Source organism: Verrucosispora sp. CNZ293, from assembly GCF_002754655.1.
The window spans coordinates 1020507-1041593 of the sequence record NZ_PEFR01000001.1; the positions used below are offsets into that span (position 1 = coordinate 1020507).

General features: G+C 71.2%; 17 protein-coding genes. 6 read left to right on the top strand and 11 right to left on the bottom strand.

All coding sequences use genetic code 11. The features are described from left to right. Positions 1 to 140: 140 nt before the first annotated feature. On the top strand, positions 141 to 1037 hold the full coding sequence (locus tag CLT74_RS04685) for an alpha/beta hydrolase (RefSeq protein ID WP_099845435.1): 897 nt from the start codon (positions 141 to 143) through the stop codon (positions 1035 to 1037). 286 nt (positions 1038 to 1323) lie between these two features. On the opposite strand, the gene CLT74_RS04690 is transcribed toward CLT74_RS04685, so the two are convergent. After that, the gene (locus CLT74_RS04690) at positions 1324 to 3417 is read right to left on the bottom strand and encodes a glycoside hydrolase (RefSeq protein WP_099845436.1); all 2094 of its coding nucleotides are present in this window, start codon (positions 3415 to 3417) and stop codon (positions 1324 to 1326) included. Positions 3418 to 3642: 225 nt separating this feature from the next. On the opposite strand from CLT74_RS04690, the gene CLT74_RS04695 reads away from it, so the two are divergent. Further along, positions 3643 to 3849 (top strand): hypothetical protein, encoded by a 207-nt coding sequence (locus CLT74_RS04695; protein WP_099845437.1) that lies wholly within the window; start codon positions 3643 to 3645, stop codon positions 3847 to 3849. Between the two features lie 19 nt (positions 3850 to 3868). Here CLT74_RS04695 and CLT74_RS04700 read toward each other — a convergent pair whose 3' ends face one another. Together CLT74_RS04700 and rph are read right to left on the bottom strand one after the other, a co-directional pair. Further along, the gene (locus CLT74_RS04700; protein ID WP_199172107.1) at positions 3869 to 4348 is read right to left on the bottom strand and encodes a DinB family protein; all 480 of its coding nucleotides are present in this window, start codon (positions 4346 to 4348) and stop codon (positions 3869 to 3871) included. Positions 4349 to 4398: 50 nt separating this feature from the next. After that, the gene (gene rph, locus CLT74_RS04705) at positions 4399 to 7062 is read right to left on the bottom strand and encodes a phosphoenolpyruvate synthase (protein ID WP_486581984.1); all 2664 of its coding nucleotides are present in this window, start codon (positions 7060 to 7062) and stop codon (positions 4399 to 4401) included. A 168-nt stretch (positions 7063 to 7230) separates the two neighbouring features. Here rph and CLT74_RS04710 point away from each other — a divergent pair, with 168 nt between their 5' ends. Both CLT74_RS04710 and CLT74_RS04715 read left to right on the top strand, forming a co-directional pair. Next, entirely contained in the window at positions 7231 to 7896 is a 666-nt protein-coding gene (locus CLT74_RS04710; protein WP_486581985.1) for a TOPRIM nucleotidyl transferase/hydrolase domain-containing protein, read from the top strand. 153 nt (positions 7897 to 8049) lie between these two features. Further along, entirely contained in the window at positions 8050 to 8562 is a 513-nt protein-coding gene (locus CLT74_RS04715; protein WP_099845439.1) for a hypothetical protein, read from the top strand. Between the two features lie 123 nt (positions 8563 to 8685). On the opposite strand, the gene CLT74_RS04720 is transcribed toward CLT74_RS04715, so the two are convergent. The 5 genes from CLT74_RS04720 to CLT74_RS04745 all read right to left on the bottom strand — a co-directional run bounded on the left by CLT74_RS04720 (position 8686) and on the right by CLT74_RS04745 (position 13876). After that, complete coding sequence (locus CLT74_RS04720) at positions 8686 to 9501, bottom strand: carbohydrate ABC transporter permease (protein WP_486581987.1); 816 nt, start codon at positions 9499 to 9501, stop codon at positions 8686 to 8688. A 62-nt stretch (positions 9502 to 9563) separates the two neighbouring features. Then, positions 9564 to 10586 carry a carbohydrate ABC transporter permease gene (locus CLT74_RS04725; protein ID WP_099845441.1) on the bottom strand — a complete coding sequence of 341 codons (1023 nt, stop codon included), beginning with the start codon at positions 10584 to 10586 and terminating at the stop codon, positions 9564 to 9566. A 10-nt stretch (positions 10587 to 10596) separates the two neighbouring features. Further along, the gene (locus CLT74_RS04730) at positions 10597 to 11895 is read right to left on the bottom strand and encodes an extracellular solute-binding protein (protein WP_099845442.1); all 1299 of its coding nucleotides are present in this window, start codon (positions 11893 to 11895) and stop codon (positions 10597 to 10599) included. Positions 11896 to 12576: 681 nt separating this feature from the next. Continuing rightward, positions 12577 to 13308, bottom strand: coding sequence for a hypothetical protein (locus CLT74_RS30395; protein WP_158240207.1), 732 nt, complete (start codon positions 13306 to 13308; stop codon positions 12577 to 12579). Next, positions 13301 to 13876: an RNA polymerase sigma factor gene (locus tag CLT74_RS04745; protein ID WP_486581989.1), complete on the bottom strand. Its 576-nt coding sequence runs from the start codon at positions 13874 to 13876 to the stop codon at positions 13301 to 13303. Before CLT74_RS04745 ends, CLT74_RS30395 begins: the two co-directional genes overlap by 8 nt. A gap of 80 nt (positions 13877 to 13956) precedes the next feature. Here CLT74_RS04745 and CLT74_RS04750 point away from each other — a divergent pair, with 80 nt between their 5' ends. Then, positions 13957 to 15198 carry a YncE family protein gene (locus CLT74_RS04750; RefSeq protein WP_486581990.1) on the top strand — a complete coding sequence of 414 codons (1242 nt, stop codon included), beginning with the start codon at positions 13957 to 13959 and terminating at the stop codon, positions 15196 to 15198. A gap of 12 nt (positions 15199 to 15210) precedes the next feature. Here the strand turns inward: CLT74_RS04750 and CLT74_RS04755 are convergent, their stop codons facing one another. The 3 genes from CLT74_RS04755 to CLT74_RS04765 all read right to left on the bottom strand — a co-directional run bounded on the left by CLT74_RS04755 (position 15211) and on the right by CLT74_RS04765 (position 19499). Beyond that, positions 15211 to 16668 carry a hypothetical protein gene (locus tag CLT74_RS04755; RefSeq protein WP_099845446.1) on the bottom strand — a complete coding sequence of 486 codons (1458 nt, stop codon included), beginning with the start codon at positions 16666 to 16668 and terminating at the stop codon, positions 15211 to 15213. Further along, on the bottom strand, positions 16665 to 18509 hold the full coding sequence (locus tag CLT74_RS04760; protein ID WP_099845447.1) for a dynamin family protein: 1845 nt from the start codon (positions 18507 to 18509) through the stop codon (positions 16665 to 16667). The genes CLT74_RS04755 and CLT74_RS04760 overlap by 4 nt, the downstream gene beginning before the upstream one ends. A gap of 96 nt (positions 18510 to 18605) precedes the next feature. After that, positions 18606 to 19499: an IniB N-terminal domain-containing protein gene (locus CLT74_RS04765; RefSeq protein ID WP_143697072.1), complete on the bottom strand. Its 894-nt coding sequence runs from the start codon at positions 19497 to 19499 to the stop codon at positions 18606 to 18608. A 295-nt stretch (positions 19500 to 19794) separates the two neighbouring features. Between CLT74_RS04765 and CLT74_RS04770 the strand changes: the two genes are divergently transcribed. After that, positions 19795 to 21084 carry an Hsp70 family protein gene (locus tag CLT74_RS04770; protein WP_158240208.1) on the top strand — a complete coding sequence of 430 codons (1290 nt, stop codon included), beginning with the start codon at positions 19795 to 19797 and terminating at the stop codon, positions 21082 to 21084. Positions 21085 to 21087 lie beyond the last annotated feature (3 nt).

Below are 21087 nucleotides of genomic sequence, written 5' to 3' on the forward strand. Positions count from 1 at the left end.
ACCACTCTAGGTGCCGCTCATGGCGGCGGTCCGGTGGCACTTGTCGGGCACTCATCCGTTGCTGATCCGGCCCGGCGAACCTCGGTGTCGGCGACCGGCAACCGCCGATCAGCTCACCAGATCGATTCGGAGGACCTGGCATGACCCCGCACCTCAGCGGCTTCGACAAGCAGCGCGTTCCCGTCGCCGACGGGGTGGCGCTGCACGCCGCCGTCGGCGGTTCCGGCAGCCCGATCGTGCTGCTGCACGGCTTCCCGCAGACCCACCTGATGTGGCGGCACGTCGCCGCCGACCTGGCCGCCGACCACACGGTGATCGTGCCGGACCTGCGCGGCTACGGCGACAGCGACAAGCCCGCCGACCCGGACGGCACCGCGTACGCCAAACGGACAATGGCCGCCGACGTGGTCGCGCTGGCCGAGGCGCTCGGTCACGACCGGTTCGCCCTGGCCGGTCACGACCGGGGAGCCCTCGTCGCCATCCGCGCCGGGCTCGACCACCCTGACCGCATCACCCGCCTGGCCGTCCTCGACGTGCTGCCCACCCTCGACATGTGGGATGTGCTGCACGGCGTCGACGCGGCGGTCGGCTTCCACCTGTACCTCATGGCGCAGCCCCCCGGCCTGCCCGAACAGATGATCGCGGCGAGCGCGGACGCCTTCTTCGGCCACTTCCTGGACGGCTGGACCCGTGACCCCGGCGCGATTCCCACGGACGTGCGGGCGGCGTACCTCGCGGCGTCCCGCGCGTCGGTGGACTCGATCGTCGCCGACTACCGGGCCACCGCCGGCATCGACGTCGTCCATGACCGGGCTGACCGGGCGGCCGGTAACCGACTGCGGATGCCGGTGACCGTGCTCCAGCAGGACTGGGGTGCCGCCCTCGGGTACGACGCCGCCGGGTTGTGGCGCGGATGGGCGCCGGACCTGGTGCACGAGACGGTCACCTGCGGCCACTTCATGGCCGAGGAGGCACCGGCCGACGTGGTCCGGGCGCTACGCGCGCTGCTGGCCCGGGAGCCCGCCCGGCGTGCGTGACCGCGACTGCCCGGCCGGCGTGACGGTGCGGCCGGCGTGACGGCCCGGCCGGCTGACGGCGCGGGCCCACCGGATCACCGGCCGGGTCCGCGCCGACGGTGGCCCGCATCCCCCCGGGCGGCAACCCTCGGTGATCCTCACGCAGCGTGGCCGCCCGCCGGCCTCCCTGTCGCTGTGCACGGTCGACTACGCCACCCGACAGCGGATGGTCAGGAGTCGGGCTCGTCGTGGTGCTCCGGCAGCGCCCAGGGGTCGGTCGGGACGGGTGAATTGCCGCCGCTGGCGCTCAGTCGCTGAACTCGGCGCGGTCCACAGTGAACAGGGTGCCGTCACCACCGGTGAAGACCAGGTAGAGATCGTGGAAGCCGTTCGCCGCCGACGGACTGGTGTCGATCGCTGTCGTCGCGGTGACCCAGTCGGTGCCGGACCCCGGCGGTACGCTCATCGAGCCGACGAGCGGTCCGTCCGGGCTGCCGATGCGTGCCTCGATGACGCCACCCGCCTTCGGGGCCACTGTGGCGTGCAGGCGCAGTTGGCCCTTCTGGTCGGCGAAGCCCGCCGCCGAGCCGTCCGCGAAGTTGACGTTCGTCCAGCGGAGGTGGCTGCCGTCGCGTACGCCCGTGACGACCCTGCCATGGGAGGGCGTCGTGATGACCCGCAACCCGGCGGACTGCCCGTCGTTCTCCTCGGCCAGGTAGGTGGAGAAGACGTCCTTGCGGTCGGGCAGCGCGGGCAGCTCGGACCACTTCGGCACGAACGTCGTCACGCTGCGGCCACGAAGGTTCGTCCTGAAGGAGCCGCCGTGGGTGCGGATGTCGGCCAGCTTCGTCATGTTCTCGCTGCCTGACGTGCGGTAGGGCACCACCGACGGTCGTGGACCCTTGCCGGCGGCGACGTGGGCGACACACTCGCCCTGGTTGCGGAAGGGCGGGTTGACGAACCGGGCCCACCCGCCCTTCTTGCAGTCCTGCCTGGTCTCCGGCGGCAGCGGGAAACCGCCGGTGAGGTCGACGGTGAGCGGGACGTCGTCCGCGTTGTTGTTGACCACGACGATTGTGAAGTCGTGCGTCGCCTCGTCCTTGTACGCGGTGACCCGCACCCCGGGCGACGGCGTGCTGGTGGCGCCGATCATCACGTCACCCGGGTCGAGGAAGCGGCTGTACTGGCCGAACGTGTAGTACCGCTTGAAGATGCGGTACTGGCCGTTCTCGGTCGGGTTGCCGCTCTGCGGGGTGCCGGTGTTGACCAGACGGATCAGGTCCGAGCCGTCCGCGCCATTGTTCGCCACCGGCCACCACCAGAAGTACGCGCCCAGCCGGGTCTCGTCGAACAGGTTGCCGATGAGGGTCGCGTAGCGCAGACCGTCGCTTATCGTGTTGTTGACGAACAGCCTGTCGCGTGGTGCGCCCTGGTTCATGTACTCCGTCTGCCAGATGGTCTTGCCCAGTGCGTGTGACGTGGTGAACGCGGTGGGCGCGGCCCGGGTGGCGTCGTCGACCAGCCCGGCGTAGCCGTGCGCCGCGACGACGTCGACGTACCGGTTCGCCGCCGGGTCGATGATTGACGGCAGCGCGTACCCCTCGTGGAAGCCGACGCCCTCGCCGAGCACGATCTTCGCGGCCACCCCCCGTCGCTCGAACGTCGGACCGAGGTGGTCGCGGACCAGGACGCGCAGTTCCTCGGCGGTCCACTGGCAACTGGAGTACCCGGTGGAGATGTCGGGCTCGTTCGTCGGTGAGAGGTGGGTGATCCTGATCCCGAACTCGCGTTCGTAGCCGAGCACGTACTCCGCGAGGTAGTCCGCGAACGCCTGGTACATGTCGGGTCGCAGCTTGTTCGGCGCGCCGGTGGGGCTGGCGGAGGTCACGCTGTTGTTCTGTTTCATCCACGCCGGTGGGCTCCACACGCTGGCGAGGATCGTCTCGACGCCGCGCGCCTGTGCCTGTCGCATCAACCAGACCTGGTACGCGTCGAAGTCGGCCTTGCGTTGCGCCCAGTCCGGCCGGTCCCACACGAAGGTGCCCGGCTCCGGCTCGATCGTCTGCGTCGGCCCGTCGTAGAGCTGGTCGCCCCAGACGCCGCCGTCGCCCACCATCACCCGCACGATGTCCAGGCCGATCCCCGCCCGATCGTCGAAGATCATGTCAAGCATCTGCGAGGTGAGTGGCTCGCCGAGCCGTTGGATCGACCCCGCCTTGTGGAACGCGAAGGACCCGCCGAACCCGTCGACCGTCTGCCGCTCGGCGCTCCAGTCGACCACGGCGGTGGGCGGGGCGGCGGGCCGGTGCGCGGTGCCGCCCACAGCCGTCGAAGCCACCAGGCTGCCGGCCGCGACCAGGGCGGTGCCCAGCCGGATCGTCCACCGCGTCCGTCGTCGCATCAAGGATTCCCCCGTCGCTGCAACCACCCGGCGGTACGGGGCCAGCGGAAACGCGGGCAGCCACACCAGCGCGACGCCGTGGGTGGTAATCCATTGACGCCCGCGAATCAAGGCTATGGTCTTGCGCCTCGGCGGGCAAGGCCAGCCTCTCCTGTCCGCCCGGGACCGGACGAAGGTGTCGCACCTCCGCGTTACCCTCGCCGCGATTCGTCGAGGGGGGTCCACATGGTTCAGGACCAGGTCGTTGAGTTCGTCGACCGGGACCTACAGGGGGCGCGGTTCACCAGGTCGACGCTGGCCGGCGCGGTGATGCGCGGCGTCGACTGCCTGCACGTGATCCTCGACGAGGAGTGGGAGCATCTCCGCTTCGCCCTGCGTGACCTGACGACTGTCGGCTCAGCACGGACCGGCAACCGACGCAGCTCCCGGTGACCGGGGCTGCGTCGGCCACTCAGTCGAGGGCGTCTCGGAGAAGATCCAGGTGTCCGCGATGCTGGGCGGTCTCCTCGATCATGTGCACGAATATCCACCGGAGGCTCACCGGTCCACCGCCGAACGACGGTTTGGCGGCGCGGTCGCTGAGATCCGGATAGCCGGCGGCGGCGCGTCGACTCCGCTGACATGCCGCGACATAAAGCGCACGCAGGTCGGCGGGGGAGTCATCGCCGGCGGAGTGGAAGTCCCAGTCCGGGTCGACGTCCAGCGGAGCCGACGCCCAGGGGTCGGGCGCAGCGACGCCGAGAAGCTTCTCCTGGAACCAGAGGTCTTCCACCCGCGCCAGGTGCTTGACGATGCCCCCGATGGTCAGCTGCGTCGCCGGCAGCAGTGTGGCAGCCGCGTCGTCATGGCTGAGTCCGTCCAAGGCGTCGAGGACGCATTGGCGATGGAAGTCAAGGAACTGTTCCAGGGTGCTGCGTTCGTCCGCTGCCACGTCAGGGAACTTGACCACCGGGTGAGCCTGCCAGCTCGACGGTGGCGCGTCTATGAGGCCAGGATCTCCACGTAGCCGGCGGTGGCATGCACGCGGATCCGCTGCCCGTCGGCGATCAGTCGGGTCGCGTCCGGCACTCCGACGACGGCCGGTAGGCCGTACTCCCTGGCGATCACCGCCCCGTGGGTCATCTGTCCGCCGACCTCGGTCACCAGGCCGGCGACCGCGACGAAGAGCGGCGTCCAGCTCGGGTCGGTGTGGATGGTGACGAGGATGTCGCCCGGCTCGAGATCGACTCGGGCCAGATCCAGGATGACCCGGGCGCGTCCTTCCACGGTTCCGGTGGAGACCGGCAGACCGACCAGGGCACCGGCCGGCACGTCGTCGCGTCGGTACGCCCCGGCGACGGCCTCACCGTCCGAGGTGAGCACCCTGGGTGGGCGGAGCGCCTGGTAGGACCGGAATGCCTCCCGGCGTCGGCGGATGAGCTGATCGTCGACGTGGTTGGTGCGTACGGCGTCCTGGAACTCGCCGAAGGTGAGGAAGAAGACGTCCTCCCTGTCCGGGATCAGCCGGGCCGCCACGAGGCGGTCGGCCTCGGCGAGCAGGGCCTGCTTGTAGACGAAGTAGCGACAGATGATGTCGTACTTCGGGTACTCCCGGTAGCCGGTGAAGGTCCGGACCCGGTCGATCATCCGCTTGGTCTCGGTGGCCTTGCGCTCGCCGTCCGGTAGGGCCCGCAGCCGGGACAGCACCTCCTGCGCCTTCTGCTCCGCCGCCTGCCGGCCCTGCTCGAAACGCCGCTCGGCGGCACCCGGTTCGGCGTTCCTGACGTGTTCGAGGAGCACCGGCAGCAGCGTGGTGGGACGCTCGCGCCACCGGGGCCGGGTGATGTCGATTTCGCCGACGCAGCGCATGCCGTACCTGTCGAGGTACGCCTCGATGGCCTGGCGCGCCTCGCCGCCGCCGGGAAGCTTCGGCAACTCGTCCAGGAAGCTCTCGTCCTCGACACTGCGCAGGAACGCCACCACCTCCGGATGAGGGCGGATCACGTCGGCGACGTCGAGCAGCGCCAACCCCATCTCGGACGTCACGTTGCCGGGGGCGGACAGGGTCAGCGTGTCGGCCGCGTTCTTCTCGCCCAGCCACTCCCACAACCTGTCGTTGAGCCACCAGGTGGCATCCATCCCCGCCATGATCGCCTGCATGCTCAGCGGATCGCTGAGGACTCGTTTGTGCTCCTCGAAGGCGTTGGTCAGGAAGTCGAACAGGGCCACACCGGTCTTCGTCCGGATGTCGCGGCGCAGGGCGGCGACGGAGGCCTGGCTGCGCTCGACCAGGCCGACGACGATGCCCGGATCCGTGCCGATCGGAGTGACCGCCCCGCCGGCCGCCGCCCCGCCAGCGGGTGCCCGGCCGGCTCCCGCGTCTGGACGGGCCGGAACGGGTGCGTCCGGACGCGTGGGGACGAAGTCGGCGCGGTCGAGAACTGTCTCCAGTGCGTCCCGGACCAGCGGATCGCCCTTACCCATGATTTCCAGGAGGGCGGCGCGGGTCGCGGGGGATGCCAGCCGCTGGGTGACGTCGACGAAGAGCCGTCCGCCGGCCTCCTGCATCGGCGCGAGGGCTGTCAACTGCCACATCGACAGCCCGAGTGGCTTCATGGCGTCGGTCATCATCTGCTGGTGGCCGACCGAGACGTAGACGTGGTTGCCCTCGTCGTCGACCGTCGGGACGGGGAACAGCGTCGTGATGGGGCGGCTCTGCACGATCTGGAAGGCGTCGTCGACCAGGCACCATTCGATGTCCTGGGGGCAGCCGAAGTGTGCCTCGATCCGCCGGCCGAGCCGCACGAGTCGGACGACCTGGGCGTCCGTAAGCGCCGGCTGCTCCCGCCGCTGCGGGTCGATCTCCTGCTCCCGGGTGCCCCCGGCCGGCAGGGCGTGGACGGCCCGCTGCTTGGTGGAGATCGTCCGTCCGACGATCTCGCCGTCGCACACCGTGAACACGTCCGGGTTCACCAGACCGGAGACCAGAGCCTCCCCGAGGCCGAAGCTGGCGTCGACGGAGGAGATCTTCCGGTTGCCGGTGACCGGGTCGGCCGTGAACAGGATGCCGGCCGCGTCCGGAAATGCCATCCGTTGCACGACAACTGCCATCTCGACCGCACGGTGGTCGACGCCGTTGCGCTGGCGGTAGGTCACCGCCCGCTCGCTGAACAGCGACGCCCAGCACCGACGGACGTGCGCGACGACGGCGGTCGGACCGATCACGTTGAGGTAGGTGTCGTGCTGACCGGCGAAGGAGGCGGCCGGCAGGTCCTCGGCGGTCGCGCTGGAACGGACCGCGTACGCGGCCCGTCCGTCGAGTCTGTCGACGGCGTCGGTGATCACCGCCGCCAGGTCACCCGGCACGGGAAGCCCTTCGACGGCGTGCCGGATCTCCGCGCTGAGCAGCCGCAGCGCGTCCCGGTCGTCCGGGTCCAGCCGCGCCAGGCGATCGAGTCGATCGTCGATCGACGGCACCTCGGCCACCATCCGCCGGAACGCGGCAGTGGTCACGCAGAAGCCGGCCGGCACCCGGAGGCCGCCGATCCGGGCCAGCGCCCCCAGGTGCGCGCCCTTACCGCCCACCTCCGGGACCTGTGTCTCATCGATGTCGGACAGGTCCAACACGTACTGCCGGGTCGTCTCGTCCGTCGACAGATCCCGCACGGTGTGCCCCCACTCCCTCGTCCGGCCGACGATTCTGCGGCAGAACCCGGGTCTTGCCACAAGCCCCCCGGTGCGCTATACGTTAGGAGTGGCAGGGAGGTGGATCTCCCTGCCTTTGGTTTTTGTCGCTCGTCGCGGGGCTCCGCCGACCGGACGGGGAGGCCCAGCATGGATGTCACCTCGCGTTCCGAGCCCGCCCGGATCGGTCTGGACCGGCCGTTGGGCGGCAACGCCGCCTCGATGCAGGCCACCGCTCACGCACTGGCCCGGGCCGAGTCCGCTCTGGCGGCGGTGCTGGTCGAGGGGATCAGCGACCAGATCGCTCTGGAGACGCTGGCGGCCGGCCGTGGCCGCGACCTCGCCGCCGAGCGGATCGTCATCGTCCCGATCGGCGGGGCCCACGCGATCGGCCGTTTCCTGGCCCGGCTGGGCCCGCCGGGCATCGGGCTGCGGCTCGCCGGCCTCTGCGACCTGCGCGAAGAGGAGATCTTCCGGCGCGGGCTGACGGAGGCGGGCGTGGGTACGCCCGGCACCCGCGCCGAGATGGCGCAGCTCGGGTTCCAGGTCTGCGTCGACGACCTGGAGGACGAGCTGATCCGTGCCGTCGGCAGCGTGGGCGTCGAGGCGCTCTTCGAGGCTCAGGGCGACCTGCGCCAGTTCCGTGGGTTCCAGAGCCAGCCCGCCTGGCGGGGCCGGAATCCCGACGCGCAACTGTGGCGGTTCCTGCGCAGCAGTTCGCGTCGCAACCTGCGCTACGCCCGCCTGCTCGTCGAGGCCGCCGTCGCCCGGGGCACCGTGCCCCGACCCCTCGACGCGCTGCTCGCCAGTGTGTGATCCGGACCGGCGACAGCCCCTGCGGGTCGGCCACGCAACGGAGTCCTGGGATCACCTCGGCAAAGCCGGGGGAATCTACCGATTCAAGTTTCGGCTGGTCGTGTTGGAGTGAGGTCATCGGCGGCAAGCGGTGCCGCGGCGGAGGGATGACCTATGGAGATCCTCAGCAGGCTGGCCCGGGCCGCGCTCGTCGGTGGGGCGCTCGCCATGCTCGTGGCGTGCGGAAGTGATGCCGGTTCGGGTTCTTCGACGCCGGGGGACAGGCCGGGTGCGGCGGGGACCGCGGACGATGCGGCCGGCTCCCTGACGGAGCCGAAGGGCGACGAGTGTGAACGGCTCACCACGGACGAGGTCGCGGACGAGATCGGGGCGCACGACGGTGGCCAGCACGACTATCAGCTCGGCGGTTGCGTGTGGACGGCGAACTCCGGCGGGCAGGCGATCCACGCGTCAGTGCTGTCCAAGGACGAGTACGAGGCGGTGGCTGAGATCGGTGAGCCGGTGACCGGATCCGCCGACGGCGCCGTCTACGACGACATCCACGGCGAGCTGTGGTTCCCGTGCCGCGGCGGTGACTTCTGCGGCATCAAGGCCGACATCGGTGAGTCGGACCGACGCAAGGACGTCGCATTGCGGATGGGCAGGATCCTGCAGGGCCGGGTGTAGCACCCGCCGCGCTGTCCGGCGCTGCCGCCCGACGCACCGACGCGCCCGGCTTGCCTCGGCCCGACCGGAGTCGGACCGAGGTGGCCGGGCGCGTCGAGGACTCGCCACCGCCTCCGCTGAGGATCAGCCCTTCACGGCTCCGGTCAGCCCGCCGACGATCCGGCGTTGGAACAGGCTGAAGAAGACGAGTGCCGGGATCATCGACAGGGAGGTGAACGCCAGGACCTTTGCCGTGTCGACCGAGTACTCCGAGGCGAATGCCTGCACGCCGAGGGGCAGCGTGAAGGTCTCCTCCCGGTTCAGGATGAACAGCGGCAGCAGGTACCCGTTCCAGCTCTGGATGAAGGTCAGGATGGCCACGGTGATGACGCCCGGCATGGCCAGCGGAAGCACCATCCGCCAGAAGAAGCCCAGCCGGCTGCAACCGTCGATCGACGCGGCCTCCTGGATCTCGTCGGGGATCGCCCGTACGAACGGCACCAGGATGATGATGGTCAGCGGGATGCCGAACCCGATCTGGGGCAGGATCACCCCCGGCAGCGTGTTCATCAGCCCGAGGTTCTTGACCAGGATGTACAGCGGGGTGATCGCCACGGTCAGCGGGAACATCAGACCGGCGGCGAACAGCGCGTACATCGCCCCCCGCCCCCAGAACCGGTAGCGCGCGATGATGAAGCTGGTCATCAGACCGAGAGTGACCACTCCCGCCGTGGTGGCCAGCGCCACAATCGTGGAGTTGAAGACCTGCTGCCAGAAGGTGCCGCCGGTCAGCACATCGAGGTAGTTCTGGGTCTGCCAGCTGCTGGGCAGTCCCGCGGGGTCGGTGGTGATCTCCGCGTTGGTGCGGAAGCCACCCAGGATGATGTAGACGACCGGGGCCAGCATCGTCGCGATGAGCAGCAGCGCGATGAAGTACACCGACGGGTCGGTCCAGCTCATCGGCTTCCTGGACCGGGACGACCTGCGCGGTGCCCGGCGCCCAGCTACGGCGGTCACGGCCATCAGCGCCTCCCTCCGGTGATCGCGCCCTCGGTGTCCCGGCGTAGGACGAACCGCTGGTAGAGCAGGGCCGCGAAGAGCGAAATGAAGAACAGGACCACGGCGACCGCGTTGCCGTACCCGTACTCTCCCGCGTTCCGCCCGTTGGCCACCATGTAGGTGGCCATCGTCGACGTCCCCGCCGTCGCCGCCACGTACTGGCCCCAGATGATGTAGACCAGGTCGAACAGTTGCAGGGCGCCGATCATCGACAGGAACGCCCAGATGCGGATCGTCGGCCCGAGCAGCGGCAGCGTGATGCGCCGTTGGATCTGCCAGTACGACGCGCCGTCGATCGCCGCGGCTTCGGTCAGCTCCTCCGGGATGCCCTGGAGCCCGGCGAGGAAGAGGATGACGGCGAAGCCGATGTACTTCCAGGTGAGGATGCCCATCAGCGTCCAGATGGCGATCTTCGGATCGGACAGCCAGTCGGCCTGCAACCAGCCGAGCCCGATCTTCTCGAGGACGGCGTTTACCACGCCCTCCCCGTGCAGCATCAGGCTCCAGCCGGTGCCGACCACCACCTCGGCGATCACGTACGGGATGAAGACCAGCACCCGGATGATCGTCTGCCCCCGCATCTGCCGGTTCAGCAGCAGGGCGAGCAGGATGGCGGCCGGCCCCTGGAGCAGCAGCGACAGCACCACGATGATGCCGTTGTGGCGCAGGGCGTCGATGAAGGTGCCGTCTTCGAAGATCAACAGGTAGTTGCGGAAGCCGACGAAGTCCTCGGCGGGCCCGTAACCCTGCCAGCTGAAGAAGCCGTAGTAGGCGGCCATGGCCACGGGCAGGATGACGAACGACAGGAAGACGATGAGTGTCGGCCCCGTCATCAGCGCGATTTCCAGCCGGGCCGGCCAGCCGATGCCCTTGGGTCGGCGGCGCCGGGCCGGGGGCGACACGACAGGCGTGTCACCCCCGACCTTCGTCAGACCCGGTGACGGGTCCGGCGCGAGCCGTACGCTCTCGTGTTGCGTTTCAGACATGGCGTTTGGACTACTGCGCCCTCTTGGCGGCGGCCTTGACCGCGTCGACGATGCCCTGCGGGTCTCCCTTACCGGCGAGCATGTTCACCACCGCGGTGTTCAGGGCGTTGCCGACGTTCTGCCCGTAGACCGTGTCGAGCCACTGCGAGACGAACGGCGCCTGGTTGTAGGCGGTGAGGATGGACTGCAGGTGCGACTCGGTGACCGCGGCCTGCGCCTCGCTGTTGACCGGCGGCGCGTTGAAGGCCTCGTAGTAGGCCTTCTGCACGTCGGTCTTCGCGATGTAGTTCAGGAACGCGGTGCACTCCGCCTTGGGGGCCTGGGCCGAGCAGGAGTAGCCGTCGACGCCGCCGAGGATCGCGCCAGGCTGACCGGCACCGCCCTCGATGCTCGGGAAGGGGAACCAGTCCAGGTCGGGCAGCGGCTTCTCGTCCGGGGTCAGGGAGGCGATGACGCCGGGGTTCCAGGCGCCCATCAGCTCCATCGCCGCCTTCTTGTTGGCGAGCAGGCCGGCGGAGCTGCCGGCGCCCTGCTGCGCGGAGGTGGTCAGGAAGCCGTTGTTGAACGGCTCGGAGGCGGCGAAGTTCTGCACGTCCTGACCGGCCTTGAGCCAGCAGGGGTCGTCGAAGTTCATCGTCTGACCGGCCTGGGTGATGGTCTCCGAGCTGCACTCCCGCAGCGCGAAGAAGTAGTAGTAGAAGGCAGCCGGCCAGGCGTCCTTCGCGCCGAGCGCGATCGGCTGCACGCCTGCCGCCTTCAGCTTCGTCACGGCGTCCTGAAGCTCGGCGAGGGTGGTCGGCGGCTGCGCGATGCCAGCCTTGGCGAACAGGTCCTTGCTGTAGAAGAAGCCACCGGGCAGGACCGCCACCGGCATGGCGTAGACCTTGCCCTCGATCGTCTGCGCCGTGAACGAGCCCTGCGAGATCACCTTCTTGGTGTCTTCGGTGATCGAGTCGGTGAGGTCCATCAGCTGGCCGGCCTTGACCATCGCGGCCATCTTGCCGCCGCCGCGCTGCATGAACACGTCGGGAGCGTCACCGGAGTTGAGGGCGGTCTGGAGCTTGCCGTCCAGGTCCTCGTTCTGGATCGACTGGATCTCGATCTTCACGTTCTGGTTGGCAGCCTGGAAGTCGGCGACGGTCTTCTCCCAGAAGGCCTTGCCCGGGCCGGTGCTGGCGTTGTGCCAGAAGCTCATCGTGACCGAGCCGTCGCTGTTGCGACCCTCTGAATTGTCACCGCCGCAGGCCGCCGTCGCCAGGACGCCCGTTGCCAGGGCTACCGAAACAGCCAGCAGTTTTCTCGCCCTCATCAATTTTCCTCTCTGCCAAGTCTGCCCACGTGAAACTCCCCCGCCGATGGAGCCGCCGACCAGAACGCGCATCGAGGGACTCCGAAGGGGTTGTCTCCGGTCGACAGGCGCTGGTCCGGGCTCGACTCGCGGTGACTCGCGATCAACCTCGGAGTGACCCAGGCCACCGACGGCCAAAACGGTCGCAGACTTATCCGAAAAAAACAAGACACGTTTCCGAAACTTCCAAGGCCCGGGACCGGCGGCAACGACCCAGCCGGCAAACGGGGCTTATCGGTATCGGACGACGGGCCAGCCTCAGGTGGCTCTACGTGACAAGGTGTTTGCGCTAACAATGATCCGGACGCTTTCTCGCCCGAATAGTCCGGTAGGTGGGTCGACGGCGACCGAGCGCGGTTCCGGCGTGCCGACCGAGCGCCCCCCGATCCCGGAAAACTCCCGGTAGTGGCCGCCGCGTCAGCCACCACCCCACGCGGGACGCCTGATCCCAGTCCGTGGACACGACGGCGACCTCGGGTAACGCGGCGTGGTGGGTACGGTGGACCTCGGACGTCACAGATTGATCACGCTGACAACGGGCTGGCCGAGCGACGCTTCACCGTCGCGGGGCACGAAGCCGAAACGCTGATTGACGGCTCAGGGATACGTTAAAGGTCCGGGGGCGCGTGGACCGTGGTGCCGTCACTCCAGGGTGGCGGCGATCGTGACCGCCTCGGCCATGGTCAGCTCGCCCTCCAGCCGATAGGTCACCCCGGCGTCCTCCCAGATCAGCGTCGCGGCGGCGAGGCGGGCGTCCTGCTGACGCACGACCCCGGCACGGTCCACGTAGGAGACCGGGTGCGGGCCCGCGATCCAGATCGCGTCGACCGCACCAACCCGCGTCCACCGCGCGTCGGACCCGCCGGCCTGCTTGAAGAAGACCGGTTCGAGCCGGCCGTCGAAGGTGTCCACCCGCAGGGCGCCGGCCCGGTAGAGCAGGGTCGCCACCCGGTACCTGCCGGTCTCGTCCGGGTCGGTCAACAGAGTCTGCTCCGGCGGTCCCAGCGCGGCCGGGATCCGGAGCGGGAAATCGACGAGCCGGCGCGCCTCGTCGACGGCGGCGGATCGCTGTGCCGGTGGCGGCGACGGGACGCCGGTCGGCGTCGGGGCGGGGGAGGTGCTGATGGTGATGCCGGCGAAGCGCAGCAGGCCCGCCATCGCGTCGGCGAGCGCGGCCCGTCCCGGCGGAAGCACCACCACCAGGATCGCCACCAGCGCCGCCACCAGCGCGTACCGCCATCGTCGTCGGCGGGCGACGCGGCGGGTGCCGGGCGCGGCGACCAGCCGGGCACGGACCTGGCCGGTGACGTCCGGTGGCTCGGGGGTGGCCAACCACGCGGCCAGGTCGCGAAGCTCCCGCTCCAGGTCATCCACGGCTGACCTCCTCGACCGCGAGCAGGCCACGCAGCTTCACGAGCGCCCGCGAGGTGCGCGACTTCACGGTGCCCCGGGGCCAGCCCAGCATGGTGACCGTCTCGTCCTCGCTGAGGTCCAGCAGGTACCGGCAGACGATCACCTCACGGTCCCGGGACGGCAGCGACCGCAGGGCGCGCACCAGCGCGGCCCGGCGCTCCCCGGCGAGGACCGCGCCGACCGCGTCGTCCTCGACGATCTCGGCGCCCGGCTCCACCCGCGCCGCGCGCAGCACCAGGCCGTTGCGGCGCTCCCGGGTACGGTGCAGGTTGCGGGTCTCGTTGGCCACGATGGCCAGCAGCCAGGAGCGGAACGACGACTCGCCGCGGTAGCGGTCGAGCTTGCGGTAGCCCTTCACGAACGCCTCCTGGATGACGTCCTCGGCATCGGAGCCCGCGCCGAGCAGCACCGCGGTCCGGTACGCGGCCGCGGTGTGCCGGGCGACCAGGGACTCGTACGCCGCCAGGTCACCTGTCTGTGCGCGGGTGACGAACTGCTCGTCGTCCAGTGCAACCTCCGGTGGGATCACCCCTACTGACACCGCCCGCGCCGGGCAGGTTCCACCGCGCCGGGTGGGAACCCTCGACGGTCCGGCGGTGTCACCCGGTCATGATGGCGAACCCGACGATCTCGCGACGTACCCTGCTGACCGTTCTGGCCGGGGCCGGCGCCGCCGCCCTGACCGGTTGCGACCCGGCCGCCCCCGACCCGCTGCCGGACCCACTGCTCGTCGCGATGGACGATGGCCTTACCGTGTTGCGTGGCACCGACCGGCAGCCGATAGGTGACGGGGTGGCCACCGCCGACGGGCGGCTGGTGTGGGCCGCCACCGCCGACGGTGCCGACACGGTCCTGTGGCGCGTCGACGCTGGTCGGGGCGACACCTCCGAGCGGGTGAGGCTGCCCGGCCGGTGGGTGCCGCAGACCGTCTCCACCGACGGCACCCGGCTGGCGCTGACCACCGAACGACTCAGTGCCACCGGGGAGCGTCCCGCCGGGCGCGACGAGACGCTCGTGTTGATCGCCGACGCCGGTGGGGTGCGGCAACGGCTACGGTTGCCCGGCAACATCGTGCCGGAGGCGTTCACCCACGATCTCGCCGGGCTGTTCGTGCTGGAGTGGCTACCGTCGGCCGCTCCGGACCGCTACCGGGTCCGCCTGGTGGACCTCGCCACCGGGGTCGCCGGGCCACTGCTCACCCGCGCCAAGACACAGGTGCCGGAGGGCGCGGAGGAGGAGATGCGCGGCGACGGACGACAGGCGGTGCTGGCACCGAACCGCACGGTGCTCTACACGCTCTACACCCATCAGCCCGACCACCAGCACACCCGGGACCGGATCAGCGGCCGGCCCGGTCGCGACGTGCACGCCTTCGTGCACACGCTGCACCTCGAACAGCGGTGGGCGTTCTGCGTGGACCTGCCGCACCCGTTCGGGGAGGGCGGTGCCGAAGGCCACGCCATGGCGATCACCCCGGACGGTGGACGCCTCTACGTAGCCGACGTCGGCTCCGGCGCCGTCGCGGAGATCTCCACCGAGGAACTGACCGTGCGCCGCACGGCCACCCTCGCCACCGGCGGTGGCCCGGCGTACGCGGCGGCCTCCGCGGACCGGCTCTTCCTCGGCACCGGCACCGCCGTCCGGGCCGTGGACCTGGCCGGTCTCGCCGTCACCGCCGAGCGGGTGGCAGCCGACCCGGTCACCGGTCTCGTGCTCAGCCCGGACGGCAGCCGCCTGTACCTGGGCCATCGGGCAGCGCTGTCCTGGCAGGATCCGACCACCGGCGGCGAACTCGGCCGCGTCACCGTCCCCGGCCTGGTGGGCCTGCACGGCCCGGCCCGGCCGGCCTGACCAGGAGCCGACTCAGCGGGCGTGGACGGCGGCCAGGTCGTCGAGCAGGCCCTCGCAGCTGCGGGCCACCACCTGCGCGCCGCGTCGCTGCGGCAAGGACAGTCCGGGATCCTCGGCCCGTTCCCGCCACCGCCAGCGTGCCTCGGCGGCGGTCTCCCACAGCCAGGCGAGGGTGGCGTCGGGCGCGATGCCGAGCCGGGCCGCCGGGTCGTCACCGTCACCGCCGAGCAACCGCCGGGCCTCGGCCGCCAGTTCGACGTCGAAGCCGAGCCGGCCGTCGCGCAGCGCCGCGAGCAGCCGCGATTCGGCGAACTCGTGCGCACCGGCGAGCAGCCGCTCCAGCGCGGCGAGCAGGTCGCCGGTCGCCGGTCCCGGCTCCTCCCGCAGCACCGCCTCCACAGCCGTCAGCGCCGACCGGGCCTTGAGCACGTACCGGCGGTCGACGAAGAGCCGGTTGAGGGACTCGCGCAGTTCACCGAGACCGCTACGGCGGACCAGTTCGGCGGCCAGCGCCACCCGGTTGTCGCAACCGGTGCGGACCAGGGTGGTCGCCAGGCGGATCCCGACCACGCCGAGGCGTTCCAGCAACGCGCCGCGGGTGGCCGTGGGCAGCCCGGCGAGCGGCTCGCCGCGGGCGAACCGCTCGGCGGAGAGGAGGTACGGCTCAAGCTCGGCGCGCGGCACCCGGGCCAGCGCCGCCAGCGCGGCGAACTCGGTCTCGCTGAGCACCCGGCCGGCCAGGCCGAGCAGCCCGCTGCACGGCACCACTGTCGCGCACAGCGCGTCCACCTGCGGGTTCCGCAGCGCCCGCCGGGCGAGCTGACGCGCGCCGAGCAGCGCGTCCACGCGCCCACCACCGGACTCGTCCACCCGGGACAGCACCATGATCGTGTGCACCGGCGCGGCCTGCCCGACGACGCCCTCCCGGGTCGTGCCCAGGGCCCGCATGTCGGGGCCCCGGGCGTCGCGGGTCAGGTACAGCAGCGCGTCGGCCTCCCGCAGCACCCGCGCCAGCACCGGATCCGCCGCCTGCCCGTCGGCGCCGCCGACCGCCGGAGTGTCCAACAGGGTTAGCTGTCGCAGCGAACGTGCCGGCCAGCGCACCACGATGTCGTGCAGTTCCCCGGCCCGCCAACCGGTGAGGTCGACCCGCATTCCGCTGCCGGAGCGCAGCACCGCCAGCCGCTGCGGTGGATGACTCGTGGAGTAGCCGGTGGCGTCCGGTTGCGGGCCGTCCTCGTACCAGGTGAAGGCGCTCCCGTCGACCGGGGCGACCTCCTCGCCCATCAGCGCGTTGAGCAGTGTCGACTTGCCGCTGCGCCAGCCGCCGACCACGGCGACCCGCAGCGGCTGGTCGTAGCGGGCCACCTGGTGCCGCAGCAGCTCGGTGGCCCGTGGGTTGTCGTGATAGCCGTGCAGCGCCCGGTGCAGCAGGTCCCGGACCTCGGCGTCCAGCCGCGCGCCTGTCATGTCAGCGGTGCCGGTGGCGCCGGGCGGGCGGCGGTGACCTGCTGCGCCTGCTCGTAGAGCTCGGCTAGTCGGATCATCCGCTGCTGGATCTCGCGCTGACGTCGCTCACGTGCCGCCGCGTCGGTGTCAGCCGCCTCCTTGGCGCTGCGCAGTGACTCGATGATGGCGGTCTGCAACTCGTCGGTCAGCGCGACGAAGTGGTCCCGCAGCACGCGCTGCGCCCGGCGGGCCGCGTCCCGGCTGTCCTTGCTGACCTGGATGAAGAAGTCGTCGACGTGCCGCTGCACCGCCGCCTTGACGGTGGCCTGGCGGCGGCGCAGCAGTTGTTTGCCCTCGTCGCGGATGCTCTTGCCGCCGAAGAGGGCACCGGCACCTATGGAGATCGGGTTGATCATCGGCATGCCGGCCAGGGTCAGCGCCAGACCGAACATCAGCAGTCCACCGTAGGAGCCCTTCATACCTGTGAAGACCTTCTGGCCGACCGAGAACCTGTCGACGTTCGGCCGTTCCAGCTCCGGCACCGGGGCACCGTACTCGACCGACGCGGTCAGCGGCCACGGTGGCAGCGACCCGTGGCCGTACCTGGCGAACGACGCCGCCACCCGCCGGGCGATCCAGTCGCACCGCTGCACCAGCCACCGCCGGTTCACCTCCGCCGCCTCGATCAGGCTCCGCTCCAGCCACTGCGCGACGGCGTCCCAGGCCACAAGCGGGTCCGCGGTCTCGAAAGCCTCGTCGACCATCCGCAGAATGTGCCGGGTGCGCTCCCGCAGGTCGTGCTCGATGTCGGAGATCAGGTCGGCCATCTCGTCGGCGAGCGTGTTCTGCCACCGGGTCGAGCACCGGCGCAGCTCGTCGACCTCCCGTTGCGCCGCGTGCAGCCGGGCCATCGGAGCGGACTGCTCCGCCGAGCGCTGGTTGGACAGTTCCGCCCGCAGCGGCGCGGCGAGCTGTTCGACAACTGTGCGCGCGGTCAGCACCACCGCGGCCCGGGCCAGGGTGTCGGGCTTGGCGGCCAGCTGCCGCCGGAGCAGGGCGATCAGGGCCGGGAAGCCGGATTCCGCGTTGAGCGTGTGATCGTCGGTGGCGGCGGCGTGCAGGCGCAGCGCGGCGGAGACCGGGATCAGCGGCACCGGCACGCCGGCGTCGGCCAGGTGCCGTCGGTTGCGCTCGGCCACCGCCCGCCAGTCCGGCACCAGGTCCGTCTTGGTCTGCACCACCGCCACGTTGGAGTGTGACCGGGTGAGGTGCAGCAACATGTTCAACTCGGTCACCGACAGGTCCCGGGTGGAGTCGGTGACCAGCAGCACCGTGTCCGCGCGGGTCAGGGCGGCGACCGGGGTGCCGGCGCCGGCGGCGGCGACGTCACCGCCCGGCATGTCGACGAGCACCACACCGGCGCCGAGCAGCGCCCGGGGCAGACCGATCTCGATGTACGCGGGGCCACCGCCGGGCCGCCGACCGGTGCTGCCGGCGACTCCGGCGGCGATCTGGTCGGTCGGCACCGGCGTTCGCCGCACGGCCGGCGGGTCAGCGGTGGGCGCCGTTCCCGGCACCGGCAGCGGTGTCTGCACCACAGTGGCCGTGGCGACCTCGGCGTGCCGCAGGACCGTCGGCAGGACGGTCGTGGTCCCGTCGCCGACCGGGCAGACCGGCGCGTTGACGATCGCGTTGACCAGCTGGCTCTTGCCCTGGTTCGGCTCGCCGACGACAAGTACCGTCAACGCCGGATCGAGCAGATGGGCGCGCTTGAGGCGGACCGCCTGAAGCAGGTCACCCCGGCCGTGTTCCTGGCACGTGCGGGCGATGTCGTCGAGCGCGTCGAGCCAGATTCCCGCCATCACCGCACCAAGTGTGCTGATTTCGGCTCAATTATCAAGCGTGACGGGACGGGCGGGGTCGGCACCGTTCGGTGCCGACCCCGCCCGCCGGCGGTGTCAGAGCAGACCGTCGGTGAGGCCCAGCACCCCGCCGGTCGAGGTGGAGGCCTCGCCATGGGTCGCCGTGTCCCCGCTCACCGAACCACTGACCCCGCCGCCCAGCACCCCCGTCGCGCCGCCGGTCACGGTGCCGGTGACACCGCCCAGCAAGCCGTCCACCTGCCCGGTCACACCACCCACAGTGGAATCCAGGTCCAGCGGCGGCACCACCCCACCGGTCTCACCGGTGAGGCCGAGCCCGCCCAGGGTGTCGCCGACGCCGAGCGAACCGACCAGATCGCCGACCTGACTGGTGGTGCCGGGAAGCAGACCGGAGGTGGTGTCGAGCAGCCCGGAACTGGTGCTGTTCACCGCGGACACGGGGTCACCCACCGCACCGGTGACGTCACCGAGCGCCGGCTCCGTGGTCCGGTCGATCGGGGCCACGACATCCGCGTCGAGGGTGTCGGCCACGTCGTGCACGCCGGACAGGTCCACACCCACCCCGCTGGGGTTCACGCCGAGACCGACGCCCGGGAAGACACTCGCTCCGGCCGTCACCGTCGACGGGTCGACGGCGATCGTGCCGAGCACCCCGGCCTTGACGTCCACTCCGGAGTGGGAGCTGCTGACGGTGATCTGCTGCGCCACGCTCTGCAACTGGCTGATCGCGTCGGTGGCGTCGCCGACAAGCGGATCGAGGCCGAGCTGCCCGGTGACCGGTGCGACCGGCGCTAGGCCCTGCACCGGCGCGTAGTCCACCACCAGCGGCACCACGTCCTGGACGTCGGCGGCGGTGATGTCACCGAGGCCGGCGGCCCGCAGCGCGCCCTCCGGGTCGAGGTCGAACGCCGACCGGGCGTCCGCGTCGGTCAGCAGGTTGAGCACGAAGTCGTGCAGGGTCTGGTCCATGTCGGGGGTTCTCCTCGGCGAAACGTCAACGACCGGTGATCGCCGACGACGCTACGGGCGGCCCACCGGACCGGGCATCGGGGACGATCCCGCAATCCGACCCGTTCGATTAGGGGCATCCCCACTCTCGTACGTTAGGGGGAATGGGGGACCGGTGCCCGCCGAAGTTGGGGCTCCTGATGTCGGAGTGATCTCTGGTACGAACGTAGGAGCCCACGGGGTCCCCCGGGGCGGCCCGCGTCGGCGGGCCTGTCCGGCCCAACCCCACGGCCGACGCGGTCAAGGAAGAAAGCAGATGGCCTACGTGCTCGGGATCGACATCGGCAACACCAGCACCGTCGCCGCGGTCGCCCGGCACCGTGACGGGCACTGGGGGCATCCCGAGCCGGTCGCGCTGCACCCCGGGCCCGGTCCACTGCCGTCGACGCTGCTGCTCGCCTCCGACGGCACCTTCACCCTCGGTGGGAGCGGCGAGTCGGAGCGCACCGCCCGGAGCGTGCTGGCGCGGGTCGGCGACCACGTGCCGCTGCTGCTGGCCGGCGAGCGGTACCGGCCGGAGACACTCGTCGCGCTGCTCGCCGCGCACGTGGTCGACCAGGTCCACGGTGCCCGGGGCGCGCCGGCCGAGCTGGTCGTGCTCAGCCACCCGGCCTCCTGGGGCCGGTACCGTCGCGACCTGCTGCACAGCGCGCTGTGGGACTACGGCCTGGGGGAGGTGACGCTGCTGCCCCGCACGGTAACCGTGGCGGAGGGGCACGCCGCCCGGGGCTTCGCCGGCGGTGTGGCCGCCGTGTACGCGCTGGGCGGCGGCACCTTCGAGACCGCGCTGGTCCGCCGCAACTCCCGGGACCGCTACGAGACCGTCGGCGTCCCCCGGACCCTTGCCCGGCTCGGCGGCGACGACTTCGACGAGGCGCTGGCCGGCCACGTGCGGACCGCGCTGGCCCGGGACCTGGCCGCCGCCGGCCCGGACGCGCGCACCGCCCTGCGCCGGTTGCCCGCCGAGTGCGAACGGGCCAAGCGCGAGCTGACCGTCGCGTCGCAGACCGACGTGGTGCTGTCCATGCCCACCGGGCCCGTCCGGGTGCCGGTCACCAGGCTGGAGTTCGAGGAGCTGATCCGCCCCGCCGTGCAGACCACAGTGGAGCTGCTGGCGCAGGCCGTCCGCGACGCCGACCTGGCCCCGGCTCAGCTCGACGGCGTGCTGCTCGCCGGGGGCGCCAGCCGGGTCCCGCTGGTCGCGGAGCTGCTCGCCACGGCCGGATTCCCGATCGAGACCGCACCGGACCCGCAGCACACCGCCGCCACCGGCGCGGCCGCCGCCGGCACCCGGATCCTGTCCCCACGCCCGCTGCCGGCCGGCCCGCCCGCGCCGGCCGCCCCACCCACGACCGCCGGAACCCCCGCGACGGTCGCCCCCGCGTCCCACTGGCCGATGGCGCGTACCGCCGGCCCGGCCACGGCCGACGACCTGACCCCCCACGAGGAGCCGCCACCGCCCCGCCCGCCGATCCGCTACCCGCCCCTCGACCTGCCGAAACGATCCCGCCGGAAACTGGTACGCAGCCGGGGGCACGAAGGATGACCG